The sequence below is a fragment of the Desulfofustis glycolicus DSM 9705 genome (assembly GCF_900130015.1).
Taxonomy (GTDB): Bacteria; Desulfobacterota; Desulfobulbia; order Desulfobulbales; family Desulfocapsaceae; genus Desulfofustis; species Desulfofustis glycolicus.
This window is the reverse complement of the sequence record NZ_FQXS01000033.1, coordinates 12,231-25,427: the sequence shown is the minus strand read 5'-3', so window position 1 is coordinate 25,427 and position 13,197 is coordinate 12,231. Positions and strand designations below refer to the sequence as shown.

At 60.9% G+C, this 13,197-nt stretch carries 9 protein-coding genes; 4 read left to right on the top strand and 5 right to left on the bottom strand.

The features are described 5' to 3' along the window. Window positions 1-2: 2 nt before the first annotated feature. Both BUC26_RS19305 and BUC26_RS19300 read left to right on the top strand, forming a co-directional pair. The gene (locus tag BUC26_RS19305; RefSeq protein WP_073378758.1) at window positions 3-704 is read left to right on the top strand and encodes an ABC transporter ATP-binding protein; all 702 of its coding nucleotides are present in this window, start codon (window positions 3-5) and stop codon (window positions 702-704) included. Continuing rightward, window positions 704-1,915 carry an ABC transporter permease gene (locus BUC26_RS19300; RefSeq protein ID WP_073378756.1) on the top strand — a complete coding sequence of 404 codons (1,212 nt, stop codon included), beginning with the start codon at window positions 704-706 and terminating at the stop codon, window positions 1,913-1,915. Before BUC26_RS19305 ends, BUC26_RS19300 begins: the two co-directional genes overlap by 1 nt. A 111-nt stretch (window positions 1,916-2,026) precedes the next feature. Here BUC26_RS19300 and BUC26_RS19295 read toward each other — a convergent pair whose 3' ends face one another. From BUC26_RS19295 to BUC26_RS19275, 5 genes are all read right to left on the bottom strand, one after another. Further along, on the bottom strand, window positions 2,027-2,671 hold the full coding sequence (locus BUC26_RS19295; protein ID WP_073378754.1) for a TetR family transcriptional regulator: 645 nt from the start codon (window positions 2,669-2,671) through the stop codon (window positions 2,027-2,029). A gap of 3 nt (window positions 2,672-2,674) precedes the next feature. After that, on the bottom strand, window positions 2,675-4,108 hold the full coding sequence (locus BUC26_RS19290) for an efflux transporter outer membrane subunit (protein WP_073378752.1): 1,434 nt from the start codon (window positions 4,106-4,108) through the stop codon (window positions 2,675-2,677). Beyond that, window positions 4,105-7,260: an efflux RND transporter permease subunit gene (locus BUC26_RS19285; protein ID WP_073378750.1), complete on the bottom strand. Its 3,156-nt coding sequence runs from the start codon at window positions 7,258-7,260 to the stop codon at window positions 4,105-4,107. The genes BUC26_RS19290 and BUC26_RS19285 overlap by 4 nt, the downstream gene beginning before the upstream one ends. A 3-nt stretch (window positions 7,261-7,263) precedes the next feature. Then, the gene (locus tag BUC26_RS19280; protein WP_073378748.1) at window positions 7,264-8,460 is read right to left on the bottom strand and encodes an efflux RND transporter periplasmic adaptor subunit; all 1,197 of its coding nucleotides are present in this window, start codon (window positions 8,458-8,460) and stop codon (window positions 7,264-7,266) included. Between the two features lie 188 nt (window positions 8,461-8,648). Then, window positions 8,649-9,536 carry an NAD(P)-dependent oxidoreductase gene (locus tag BUC26_RS19275; protein ID WP_073378746.1) on the bottom strand — a complete coding sequence of 296 codons (888 nt, stop codon included), beginning with the start codon at window positions 9,534-9,536 and terminating at the stop codon, window positions 8,649-8,651. A gap of 238 nt (window positions 9,537-9,774) precedes the next feature. On the opposite strand from BUC26_RS19275, the gene BUC26_RS19270 reads away from it, so the two are divergent. Together BUC26_RS19270 and BUC26_RS19265 are read left to right on the top strand one after the other, a co-directional pair. Further along, window positions 9,775-11,034, top strand: a complete 1,260-nt coding sequence (locus BUC26_RS19270; protein ID WP_073378805.1) for an MgtC/SapB family protein — start codon at window positions 9,775-9,777, stop codon at window positions 11,032-11,034. A gap of 54 nt (window positions 11,035-11,088) precedes the next feature. Next, window positions 11,089-13,191, top strand: coding sequence for a VTT domain-containing protein (locus tag BUC26_RS19265; RefSeq protein ID WP_073378744.1), 2,103 nt, complete (start codon window positions 11,089-11,091; stop codon window positions 13,189-13,191). Window positions 13,192-13,197: the final 6 nt, after the last annotated feature.

Here is a 13,197-nt window from a genome sequence, read left to right as displayed (position 1 = left end):
TGATGGAGACAAACATCCTGATCAGCTGTGCCGGCGTCGGCAAGACCTATGGCAGCGGAGCCAACGCCATGCAGGCGCTGCAGTCCGTCGACCTGGACATTGCTACCGGAGAATTCGTGGCGATGATGGGGCCGAGCGGGTCGGGCAAGTCGACCTTACTCAATATCCTCGGGTGCATCGATATCCCGAGCAGCGGCAGCTACCAGTTTGAAGACGTGCGGGTGGAGCGGTTGTCGAGGGATAAGCGGGCCCTGTTGCGCCGGCATTTCCTCGGCTTTATCTTTCAGGGCTTCAACCTGCTCAATCGCACGTCTGCACTGGAAAATGTCGAACTACCGTTGATTTATAGAAAAATTCCACCTCGGCAGCGACGAATCATGGCTCTGGAAGCACTGGCAACTGTTGGCCTGGAACGGTGGTGGCAGCACACCCCGGGAGAGCTCTCCGGCGGCCAGCAGCAGCGGGTGGCCATCGCCCGGGCGATCGTCGGCCGGCCCAGGATCTTGCTGGCCGATGAACCGACCGGAAACCTCGATACGGCCAGGAGTATTGAAATCATTGAAATGTTGCGATCATTCAATCGAAGCGAGGGCATCACCATCGTCATGGTGACCCATGAAGCGGATATGGCAGCCTATGCCGACCGGCGTATCCAGTTCCAGGACGGCCGGATCGTCGAGGATTCCAGCCGGGAGGTGTCGTGATGATCTGGGAAACCGTACTGCTGGCCCTGCGGGCCATCCGCCGCAATGTGCTGCGCTCCTCGTTGACCATTCTCGGGGTGGTTATCGGTGTGGCGGCGGTGATCAGCATGGTCACCGCCGGTAGCGGCGCCACCGCCAAAGTGACCGGAGATATCGCCAAACTCGGCAGCAATATGCTGCATGTCCGTCCCGGTCAAGCGATGCGTGGTCCGGGCGGGGCACGCATCGCCTCCGCTCGATTCACCACGGCCGATGCCACTGCCATCACCAACGGTATTGCCGGTCTGGCGGCGGTGGCGCCAACCGCGCAGACAGCCCGGCAGGCCATTTCCGGCAGCGCCAACTGGGCGACCTCGGTCACCGGCACCACGGCTTTCTATCTGATAGTGCGGGACTGGGTGCTGGCGGAAGGGCGTTTGTTCAGCGAGGGTGAGGAGCGGGCCGGTGCCGGCGTCTGCCTGATCGGGCAAACAGTCAAGACCCAGTTGTTCGGAAACGGCAGCCCGGTGGGGAGTTCGCTCCGGTTGGGCACAATTTCCTTCAAGGTAATCGGCGTCCTGGAGAAAAAAGGACAATCGAGCTTCGGTCAGGACCAGGACGACCTGGTGATTGTCCCACTGCGTACGATGCAGCGCCGGATGGCCGGCAATAACGACGTGGAGGCGATTTACGTCTCGGTGCTGGATGGGGTGCCCACCGAGACCGTGCAGGCCGGCATCGAGGAATTACTGCGGGAGCGCCGCGGTATCCTTGCCGGACAGGAAGACGATTTTCACGTACGCGATATGAAGGAGATTATCGATACCCTGGCCGGCACAACCACTGTTCTGACCGCGCTGCTCAGCGCCGTGGCCGGGGTGTCGCTGCTGGTCGGCGGGATCGGCATCATGAATATCATGATGGTCTCGGTGACCGAGCGCACCCGGGAAATCGGCACCCGGCTGGCCATCGGTGCGCTGGAGCGCGATGTGCTCCTCCAGTTTCTCGTGGAGGCGGTCGTGTTGGCCTTCTTCGGAGGTCTGATCGGCATCATTGTCGGGCTGTGCAGCGCGGCGGTGATCGGCAGGATCATCGGCGTACCATTCGTCTTCAAACCGGGCGTCATTGCGGCGGCGTTTCTCTTTTCCGGTACGGTGGGTGTGGTCTTCGGTTATTTCCCGGCGCGCAAGGCGGCCCGGCTCAATCCGATCGAGGCCCTGCGCTACGAATAAACAGAAGGGGATATCGGCGTTACTGCAGTCGGTGTCCGGTACGTGCCGATTTGAGAAGTATCTCCTGGCGATCGATCTTTTTCCGGAAATGGAGTGGTTGACCCGCCGTAATCACTGACTGTCGTGGGACCGGGCGGAGAAACCGCGGCGCAGCATAGCCATCAATTCGTCAACCAGCAGGGGGATTTCCCGGTCGGCCCTGATCAGGGTCGGAAACATCAGCCAGTTGGCAAGCAGGCCGTCGATGAAGGAAATGGCGGCGATACTGGCCAGATGGATATTGTAATCCGGCGGTAGCTGTCCTCTGGCGACACTGTTGCTGAGCACGGTGCCGATGCGTTTCAGGCCGTCCCGGTGACAATTGGCCCGGTGCAGGTGCTCGGTGCCGGTGTCTTCCACCAGTTCACACTTATCGTGCAGGATGCGAAACAGCTGCAATTGCGTCGGATCGCTGGCTAGAGAGGTGAACAGCGATAGCAGTGCCTCGCGCATTCTGCCGAGCGGATCGCTCTCATCGCTGCTTTCGCTGGCTTGGACGATCGGCTCGATGGGCAGAAAGAGCTGATCCCAGAGGGCGGCGAGCAGGTCGTTTTTGTTGTTGAAATGCCAATAGATGGCACCCCTGGTGACACCGGCTTCCTTGGCGATATCGTTCAGTGTCGTTCGGGACACGCCGCGGACCGAGAAAATCCGGATCGCCGCAGACAGGATATCGGTTCGGGTCTGCCGTGCCTCCTCCTTGGTCTTGCGGGCCATGGTTCAGTTCTGCTCCTGCCAGCCGCCGCCCAGGACCTTGTAGAGCGTGATCTGGTTGATCAACTGTGCCAGTTTCAGGCTGAGGAAATTCTGCCGGGCACCGTAGAGCGAGCGCTGGGCATCCAGCAGGGTCAAAAAACTGTCCAGTCCCTGTTCGTAACGCTGGCTGGCGATGGCGTGGTAGTCCTGGCTGGCTTCCAGGTTGGCCTGCTGGGCAATCATCTGGTCACGGTAGGTGGTGACTGCGACCAGGGAATCGGCCGTTTCTTTGAACGCGACCTGGATGGCTTTTTCGTAGCGGGCAATAGAGATGTCTTTACGGATCTGGGCGACATCGAGTTGTGCTTCCAGTCGGCCGCCGGTGAAGATGGGCAGGCGAATGGCCGGCGAAAAGAGCCACATCCCCGAATCACCGTTGAATAAACTGTCGAGTTCGGTGCTGATCAGTCCGGCGTTGGCTGTCAGACTGATGGCCGGAAAGAAAGCGGCGCGGGCGGCGCCGATGTCGGCATTGGCCGCCTTCAGTTCGTGCTCGGCGGCCATGATGTCGGGGCGCTGCAGCAAGACCCGGGAGGAGAGCTGGGATGGTGGTGTTTCGGCCTCGATCAGCCGGCCGTTCAGGAGACCTTCATCGGCCGTCGCCGGGGTCGTGGCACCACCGCCACCGGTCAGCAAATCCAGGTAATTGCGATCCTGGGCGACTCGCCGCTGGTACAGGGCAAGGTTGGCCTTGACGGCTTCCAGGTTGGTCCGTGCCTGCGCAAGGGCCAACTCGTTGGCGATGCCGACTTTGACCCGCTGCTTGATCAGCTCGAAGGACTCCTCTTCGATACGGCGTGTGTCCTTGGTGATGGCGAGCAATTCCCGATCGGCCAGCAGGTTCAGATAAGCGCCGGCGACTTCGGCGATCAGGTTGATCAGTGCACTGCGATGGTTTTGCTCCATCGCCAGGTAGTTCTCGAGGGCCTTGTCTTCAAGACTGCGCAGTCGTCCGAAGAAGTCGAGTTCGTAGGCGGCGAGGCCGACCTTGACCTGGAAGAGATTGCCGGTGGCGTGGGTGTTGCCGACGAGCGTTCGTTGTCTGGCAGCCGACGCGTCTCCATCGACACCGGGCAGCAATGCAGCGCGTTGAATCCGGTACTGAGCCTGATAGGCGGCGATGTTCAGCGCTGAAATGCGCAAGTCGCGATTAGCCGCCAGGGCCTGGTCGATCAGACGCTGGAGGGTCGGGTCGGGGAAGTAGGTGCGCCAGCCGAGATCGGCGATGGTGCCGGTCTGCCCAGGTGCCGGCTCAGCGGTCGAGGAGCCGGCGGACGATCCGATCAGGTTGTCGGCCACCGGTAGGTCCGGTCGCTGGTATGAAGGGGTCAGCGAACAGCCGCCGAGCAGCAGACCAAAAATAGCAATGAGCGCAGACAGGTTTCTGGAGGTACTCATGACTGAACCACCGTTGAAGTTGCTTCTCGTTCCGCTTCGATTTCTATTCGCGGACGAGTTTTGAAAACGCGGACGACTACGTAGAAGAACAGCGGTATAAAGACGATTGCCAGTACCGTTGCCGAAATCATGCCGCCGAGAACTCCTGTACCGATGGCGTTCCGGCTGTTGGCGCCGGCTCCAGTGCTGATCGCCAGCGGCAGGACGCCGAGCATAAAGGCCATTGAGGTCATCAGGATCGGACGCAGTCGCAGTTTGCAGGCGGCGATTGTTGCCTCGAACAACCCGTCGCCCTTATCGTAGCGTGCTTTGGCGAATTCGACGATCAAAATGGCGTTTTTCGCTGACAGGCCAATGGTGGTGAGCAGGCCGACCTGGAAGTAGACATCATTTTCCATGCCCCGCAGCCAGGCTGCCCCGAGAGCACCCAACACGCCGAGCGGAACAGCGAGCATGACCGAAAACGGTACCGACCAGCTCTCATACAAGGCGGCCAGGCAGAGAAAGACGACCAGCACCGAAATGGCATAGAGTGCCGGCGCCTGCGCCCCGGACTGAACCTCCTGGTAGGAGGCTCCGGTCCACTCGAAGCCGATGCCGGCCGGCAGGCGGGAGATCAGCTCACTGATTGTCGCCATGCCTTCGCCGCTTGACTTGCCGGGTGCGGCCTCGCCGACGATCTCTACGGCCGGGATACCGTTGAACCGCTCCAGTCGCGGAGAACCGTAGCTCCAGTGACCTTCGGCGAAGGTAGAAAAGGGCACCATCTCCTTGGTGTTGTTGCGAACGTGCCAGAGTGCGACATCTTCGGGCTGCATCCTGAACGGTGCGTCGGCCTGGAGGTATACTTTCTTGATTCGGCCGCGGTGGATGAAGTCGTTGACGTAGTTCGAGCCCCAGGCGGTTGACAGGGTGGTGTTGATGTCGGCGACGGCGACGCCGAGGGCCATCGCCTTCTCGTAGTCGATGTCTATGTTATACTGCGGCGTGTCTTCCATGCCGTTGGGACGGACCCTCGTCAGGTCCGGATGCTGGGCGGCCATGCCGAGCAGCATGTTGCGTGCCTCGACCAGCTTTTCATGGCCGAGGTTGCCCCGATCCTGGAGATAGAGATCGAACCCGGTTGCCAGCCCGAGAGCGGGGATTGCCGGAATGTTGAAAGCGTAGATCTGGGCCTCCTTGATCTGCATGAAGCGACCCATGGCCCGGCCGATGATGGCGTTGACCGATTGGTCGGCCCGTTTTCGCTCATCCCAGTCCCTGAGCTGGGCGAACACCATACCGTTATTCTGTCCGCTGCCGGCAAAACTGAAGCCGGCGACGGCGAATGCCGAGTTGATGTTCTCTTTTTCGTTTATCAGGTAGTGATCACGGACGACGTCGATCACCTCTTGGGTCCGCTCCATCGTCGCTCCGGCCGGCAGTTGGATCATGGTCAGAAAGACGCCTTGATCTTCTTCCGGAATAAAAGAGGTAGGCAGCTTGGCGAAGAGAAAGGCCATGCCGCCGACCAACAGCAGGTAGATGAGGCCGAACCGTACCGAGCGGCGCAGGACATAGCCGACGGTCCGCTGGTAACGATCGGTTCCGCGCTTGAATATGCGGTTGAACCAGCCGAAGAAGCCACGTTTCCTGGCATGCTTGTGCGGGTCGATCGGTTTGAGGATGGTGGCGCACAAGGCCGGCGTGAGGATCAAGGCCACCAGGACCGACAGGGCCATGGCCGAGACGATGGTCAGGGAGAACTGGCGATAGATGGCGCCGGTGGAGCCGCCGAAAAAGGCCATCGGGACGAAGACGGCGGACAGGACCAGGGCAATACCGATCAGGGCGCTGGTGATCTGGTCCATCGACTTTCTCGTCGCCGCCAGGGGTGACAACCCTTCCTGGCTCATGATTCGCTCGACGTTCTCGACGACGACGATCGCATCGTCGACCAGCAGGCCGATGGCCAGGACCATGCCGAACATGGTCAGGGTATTGATCGAGAAGCCGAAGGCGGCCATGATGCCGAACGTGCCGAGCAGGACGACCGGTACGGCTATCGACGGAATCAGCGTGGCCCGGAAGTTCTGGAGGAAGAGAAACATTACCAGAAAAACGAGAATGATGGCTTCCACCAGGGTCTGTGCTACTTCTTCGATGGAAATTTTAATAAACGTGGTGGTGTCGTAGGGATAGACGACCTCGATACCGGCTGGGAAATAGGGTTTCAGCTCCTCTACCTTGTCACGGACTGCTTCTGAGGTGTCCAGCGCGTTGGCCCCGGTGGCCAGCATGACGGCCATGCCGCCCGATGGTTGGCCGTTATAGGTGCCGGTCGCGGAGTAGTTTTCGCCGCCGATTTCCACGCGAGCCACATCGCGCAGTCGAATCTGCGAGCCGTCCTGGTTGACGCGCAGCAGGATCTTGGCAAATTCCTCTGGGGAACTGAGTTTGGTCTGCGCCATCATGCTGGCGGTGACCTGCTGACCGTCAACTGAGGGGGCGCCGCCGAGATCGCCGACGGCGACCTGGTTGTTCTGGGCCCGGATCGCGGCGGCGACGTCGCTGGGGGTCAGCTGATAGCTGGTCAGTTTGTGCGGATCGAGCCAGATGCGCATCGCATACTGGCTGCCGAAGATCTGAATGCTTCCGACGCCGGGAGTCCGGCTGAGCGGATCGCGCAACTCCGAGACCATGAAGTCGGACAGATCGCGCTGATCCATGGAGCCGTCGGAAGATATCAGGCCGACAATCATCAGGAAGGTCGAGTTCGATTTGTTGACCTGGACGCCTTGCTCCTGAACCTCCTGGGGGAGCAATCGCAGGGCCTGCTGCAGCTTGTTCTGCACTTGGACCTGGGCGATGTCCGGATCGGTGCCGGAATCAAAAGTCAGGGAGATGGTGACCGAGCCGTTGGAAGAACTCTGCGAATTCATATAGAGCAGATTGTCCAACCCAGTCATGTTCTGTTCAATGATCTGCGTGACGCTGTCTTCGACGGTCTGCGCCGATGCTCCCGGGTAGCTGGCGGTGACGCGGACCGACGGGGGGGCGATTTCCGGATACTGGGAAACCGGCAGGCGCAGGATCGACAGCGTACCGGCCAGCATGATGACGATAGCGATGACCCAGGCGAAGATCGGGCGATCGATGAAAAATCTGGCCATGGCTTACTCCGTTTTCCCGGCAGTGGCGAGGGGCGCCGTTGCCTGGTCCGAGCCCGGAGCCGGCATCTCGACGACGGTGACCTGGGCGCCTGCTTTTACTTTCTGGATGCCGGCGACGATCACCTTGTCACCGACGGCCAGACCGCTGCCGATGAGGACCTGCTCGCCGCGGTTTTGTTCGACTTCGATGATTCGGCTCTCCACCTGATTCTCCGTATTGACCAGCAGCACTGTGGCTTGGCCGCGACTGTTGCGGATGACGCTGGCCGCCGGCACGAGGATCGCGTCCGGTCGGGTACCTTTGGTGATGCGGGCCCGGACGAACATGCCCGGCAGCAAATCCTGATCGGGATTTTCGACGATGGCCCGCAGGGTTACCGTGCCGGTCGACTGATCGACCGAGACATCGGAGAATTCGAGAAAACCGTTATGCGAGTAGAGGGAACCGTCATCGAGGATAACCGATACCTCCGAACGAAGGTGCTGGTCTTTGGCAATCTGGCCGGCGGCCAGTTCCTGTTTCAAACGCAGCAGCTCGGTGCTGGACTGGTTGACGTCCACGTAGATCGGGTCGAGTTGCTGGATGATGGCCAGGGCCATGCCCTGCTGGGCGGTGACCAGTGATCCCTCGGAGACCATCGACTTGCCGATGCGGCCCGAGATCGGTGCCGTGACCTGGGTGTAATCGAGGTCGATCCTGGCGCGGGCGAGTGCCGCGTTGGCGGCCGCAACTTCCGCTTGAGCCTGCTTCCAGGCGGCTTCTACCTCGATTTGTTCTTGTTCGCTGACCGCTTTGGTGCGTACCAGGGTCCGGTAGCGCTCCGCCTTCTGGCGGGCCGATTGTTCAATGACCTCGGCCTTGGCCAAGGCGGCCTTGGCGCTGTCGAAGTTGGCCTGGTACAAGGCAGGATCTATCTGGTAGAGCAGTTCCCCGGCGGCGACTTCGCTGCCTTCGGTGAACAATCGTTTCTGCACGATGCCGCTCACCTGGGGGCGTACTTCGGCGATTCTGTGGGCGGCGGTTCGTCCGGGAAGTTCGGCGAAGAGCTCGACCGGTTGTGCCTCCAGGGTCACGACGTTGACCTCGACCGGGCCGGGGGCCGGCCGTGCCGCCTGTTCCTGATCCTTGCAGCCGCCGATGGTCAGTCCAGCGACAAGGGCGAACAGCAGGAGCAATGGGGATCGTTTATTTCCATTCATATCAATCATCCTTGTTATAAAAGAGAGAAGAGGTGATTACGAAACCTCCCTATATACATACATCCGTGTATGTATGCAAGCGGATTTTTTTGCGGCGATGATGTCGGCCGAACCGGGCGGTCGGCGGGGGCGCAAACGTTGCGTTGAGCTTCCTTGGTGCCGGCGATGGCGCGGCGTCGTCGACCGGGTCAGTTCCTGGTGAACCGAATGAATTCGGTGTGGTCGGCGTCGGGGCCAAGCGCTTCGGCGGCCTGGCGCCAGAGTTCCGCGCAACGCTTGAGCAGTGGTGCGAACTCACCCGAGGTGTCGGCGAGATCGCGCGCCAGATCGAGGTCTTTGGCCATCAGGCCGAGGGAGAAGCCGGAGGCGAAGGTCTGCGGCAGGATGAATTGGTGAAACTTGTTCTCCGTGCTGTTGTTGCGGCCGGTCGAGGCGTTGAAGATATCGACCATGACCGCCGGGTCGATGCCGAAGGTGCTGCCGATACGCAGCGCTTCGGACGCGGCGGCCAGTCCGGCGGCGGACACGTAGTTGTTGAGAGCCTTCATCGCGTGGGCGGCGCCGATCGGGCCGGCATGGATACAGCTGCTGCCCATGGCCAGCAGCAGCGGCGAGATGGATTCGATCAAGGCGGGCTCGCCGCCGGTGATGATGGTCAGCGTCCCGCTGACAGCCTTGGCGACGCCGCCCGATACCGGGGCGTCGATGAGCGACAACGAGCGCTGCTGGAGTTCGCCGGCCAGTCCTCTCGTATCGGCCGGAGCGGAGGAGCTCATGTCGACAAAAATGGTGCCCACCGGTGCCGCGTCGGCGATGCCCCATTCCCGGCCATCGCCGAGAACAACCTGCCTGACGGCGGTGCTGTCGGGCAACATGGTAATCACCACCGAGGCGCTCCGGCCGACTTCGGCCGGAGTGGTCGCCGCCCGCCCGCCGCACTGTTCGGCAAGGCGATTGGTGATGTCCGACTGCCGGTCGAACAGGACCAGCTTGTACCCGGCTCGGGCGAGGTTTCCGGCCATCGGCGCGCCCATGCGACCCAGCCCGATGAAGCCGACGGTTTTTTCTGTGGTCATTGTCGTGTCTCCTGCGGTGACGGTGAATTGTTGCGTCAATAATACCAGATCAGGCCGGGATCGGCCCGATGATTATCACCGCAGGTGCCGTAGCCAGTGAGCGACGATATTGACAAATGCGGCCGAGACTGGGTAGTGTCAAGACTCTCCAGTGTCGGTGCCGTCCCGCCTTTGTCGGTTGTCCGGGAACGCGTTGCCGGCGGTTACTCGTCCTTTGCAGACCAGAAAACTCAGTGCGATGGAAGACACCTATCAAAGTGTGATCACGCTGGCGGTGTCGCTGGCTATCGGCCTGCTGGTCGGGATCGAGCGGAGTTGGAGCGATCGCGATGGCGAAGAGGGTTCGCGTATCGCCGGTCTGCGCACCTTCAGCCTGATCGGTCTGCTCGGCGGCGTAGCGGTGTTGTTGGGTCGGGAAGTCGGCGGCTGGTTTGTCGGCGTCGCCTTCATCGTAGTGGCTGCTCTCAGTATCACCGCACATGTCCTCGATGTCCAGGAAGATCAGGACCTGGGGACGACGACTGCTTTTTCCATGATGCTGGTCTTCGTGCTGGCCGCCTGGGCGGCGTACGGTGCTGTCGTTCCGGCAATGGCGGTTACCGTGGTGGTCATCTCTCTATTGGGCTACAAGCCGGTGCTGCATTCCTGGCTGCATATGATCTCGCCGCAGGATTTCTTTGCCGGCGCCAAATTGCTGATCATCTCGGTCGTTTTGCTGCCCCTGTTGCCGAATCAGGGGTATGGACCGTGGCAGGTGATGAATCCTTTCTGGACCTGGCTGATGGTGGTGCTGATCTCCGGGCTGTCTTTTCTCGGCTACGTCGGCATGAAGATACTCGGTGAGCGTGCCGGCCTGATCATGACGGCCATCGTCGGCGCCCTGGCGTCTTCTACCGCGGTAACCGTCAGTCTGGCGCGATTGGCCAAACAGCGTCAGCGCTACCGGCTGTTTGCCGGCGGGGTCCTGTTGGCGTCGGCGATCATGTTCCTGCGGGTGATGATCGAGATATTCGTCGTCTACCCGGGCCTGCTCGCCCGGATGTGGTTGCCGCTCAGCATGATGTGCATCGGATTGCTCGCCGGTTTTGTCTGGCTCTGGCTGCGCGGCGGCCGGAGCAGCCCGGATGTGAGTCGGGATGTCGAGGTGAAAAATCCCCTGCAACTCGGCATGGCCCTGCAATTCGGTGTCCTGCTGGCCGCTATCCTGCTGTTGTCGGAGGCGATGAAAGCCTGGTTCGGCGACTACGGTGTCTACGCCCTGTCGGTGGTCTCGGGGATAATGGACGTCGATGCCATTACGCTGTCTCTTGCCAAATCCGCCCGGCAGCCCGCGCAGGCCGATGTCGCTATCGTCGGGATTTTGCTTGCGTGTGCGACCAATACCTTGGTCAAGGGAATCATGTTTGCCACCATCAGCGGCACCAGGCAGGCGATTCGTCTGCCCGTGTTTATGGGCGTTGCGATGCTGCCGGGACTGCTCGTTGTGCTGCTGTGGTGATGCGTTTGCCGTCACGGGTACGTTTTTCCACCGTTTTCCGGTATCGATTGAGAAATGAGCGAATGCTTTAAACCATCTGAGAATTGCTGGCGGGTGCGGCGTGGTGATCGCGTTGCCGTGTTGGTCGATGGCAAGGATTATTTTCAGGCCCTGCACGAGGCGATACTCCAGGCACGCCGGTCTGTTTTTATTCTCGGCTGGGACCTGCACAGCGAAGTGCGACTGATCCGCAACGGTGATGGAGGTGATACGCCAAGCACGTTGGGTGCGTTTCTTGATTTTGTCGCCAAGCGACAGCGACAGCTCGAGATTTACTTGCTGAGCTGGGATTTTGCGATGATCTACGCACTGGAGCGAGAATTTTTCCCCCGCTACAGGCTGACCTGGCGCAGTCATCGCAATATTCATTTCCGTCTTGATGATTGTCATCCCGTCGGCGGTTCCCAGCACCAGAAAGTGGTCGTAATCGATGATGCGCTCGCCTTTGCCGGTGGCCTGGATGTGAGCAAATGGCGCTGGGACACGTCAGAGCACAAGCCGGACGATCCGCAACGCATCGATCCCGAGGGTAAATCGTATCCGCCGTTTCACGACATCCAGATGGTCGTTGACGGGGCGGCTGCGGCGGCCCTTGGCGAGTTGGCCCGAGAGCGTTGGCAGCGGGCTGTGGGAAAACGGCTGCCTGATGTCCGGCCCTCGGATGACAGGGCACCCTGGCCGGAGAGTGTCGAGCCGGTCTTTCACGATATCGACGTGGCGATCGCCCGGACCATGCCGCTGTATCGGGGGCATGCTGAAATACGTGAAGTGGAGCGCCTCTATCTCGATATGATCGCAGCGGCGCGCCGGTACATCTATATCGAAAATCAATATCTCAGTTCCTACCGGATCGGTGAAGCGTTGCAGGCGTCGTTGTCGCAGGATACCGGCCCGGAAATCGTTATCGTGTTGCCGAAGCAGACCGGGGGCTGGCTGGAGCAACACACCATGGATGTCTTGCGGGGGCGGATCATGGTCCTGCTGCGTGAGGCGGACCGCGGTGATCGTCTACGCATCTATTACCCGAGACTGGCCGTCAAGCCACCGGTCGACCTGATGGTACATGCCAAACTCATGGTGATCGATGATCGAGTGGTTCGTGTCGGTTCGTCGAATCTGAGTAATCGTTCCCTGGGACTCGATTCCGAGTGCGATCTTGCCGTCGCCGCTCGCCCGGACAGTGATGATGAACAGACCATCGGCTCCCTGTGCAACCGCCTGCTGGCCGAGCATCTCGGGGTTTCCGCCGCCGACGTGGCCCGGCAGCGGTCGGAGCGAGGCTCGTTGATCGAGGCCATCGAAGCGCTGTGCGACGGTGAACGGACGCTTGTCCCGCTTGACGGCACGGTTGCTGAAGATGTCGATCGGCTGGTCCCGGAGTCCGAGCTTCTCGATCCGGAAAAGCCGATCGAACCGACCGGCCTGCTCGATTATTTTGTCGGTCGCAAACAGCGAAAACCGGCGTACCGACACCTTGTAACCGGTGGTCTCCTGATCGCCGCCGTGCTCGGGTTGGCCGCCGCATGGCGCTGGACGCCGTTGAATCAATGGCTCGACATCGAGACGGTCCACTCGGTGGGAGCCTGGCTCAAGGATGGGCGGTTTACACCGCTGCTGGTGCTGGCGGCGTTTATTGTCGGCGGCTGCGCCGCTGTCCCGGTTACGTTGATGGTGATCGGCAGCCTGATCATTTTCGGGCCGTGGTGGGGATTTGCCTATGCGCTGCTCGGAACGCAACTCAGCGCGCTCTGCCTGTTTTTCCTGGGACGCGTTCTCGGGAAAGACATGATCGATCGCTTCGGTGGCGGCCTGGTCAACCGTCTCGACCGCCGGCTCTCCAACTCCGGCCTGATTGCGGTGATTACCTTGCGCGTCGTCCCGGTCGCCCCGTTCTCGCTGATCAACCTCATTGCCGGGGTGTCCCGTCTCCGCTGGCGCGACTTCCAACTCGGCACGCTGATCGGCATGCTGCCGGCTATCACGGCGCTGGCGGCAGTTACCGACCGCCTTGCCGCCTCGCTGCGAAATCCGGATCTCGGCAGCTACTTGCTCCTGGTGGCGGTGATCGCCGTTGCCGCCGCCGCTCTTACCGGACTGCGCCTCTGGTTGAAAAAATAGCGTTTG

Excerpts from the sequence above, each read along its gene's own strand:
- BUC26_RS19305 (WP_073378758.1), top strand. The coding sequence starts at position 3 with ATGGAGACAAACATCCTGATCAGCTGTGCCGGCGTCGGCAAGACCTAT.
- BUC26_RS19300 (WP_073378756.1), top strand. The coding sequence starts at position 704 with ATGATCTGGGAAACCGTACTGCTGGCCCTGCGGGCCATCCGCCGCAAT.
- BUC26_RS19295 (WP_073378754.1), bottom strand. The coding sequence starts at position 2,671 with ATGGCCCGCAAGACCAAGGAGGAGGCACGGCAGACCCGAACCGATATC.
- BUC26_RS19290 (WP_073378752.1), bottom strand. The coding sequence starts at position 4,108 with ATGAGTACCTCCAGAAACCTGTCTGCGCTCATTGCTATTTTTGGTCTG.
- BUC26_RS19285 (WP_073378750.1), bottom strand. The coding sequence starts at position 7,260 with ATGGCCAGATTTTTCATCGATCGCCCGATCTTCGCCTGGGTCATCGCT.
- BUC26_RS19280 (WP_073378748.1), bottom strand. The coding sequence starts at position 8,460 with ATGAATGGAAATAAACGATCCCCATTGCTCCTGCTGTTCGCCCTTGTC.
- BUC26_RS19275 (WP_073378746.1), bottom strand. The coding sequence starts at position 9,536 with ATGACCACAGAAAAAACCGTCGGCTTCATCGGGCTGGGTCGCATGGGC.
- BUC26_RS19270 (WP_073378805.1), top strand. The coding sequence starts at position 9,775 with ATGGAAGACACCTATCAAAGTGTGATCACGCTGGCGGTGTCGCTGGCT.
- BUC26_RS19265 (WP_073378744.1), top strand. The coding sequence starts at position 11,089 with ATGAGCGAATGCTTTAAACCATCTGAGAATTGCTGGCGGGTGCGGCGT.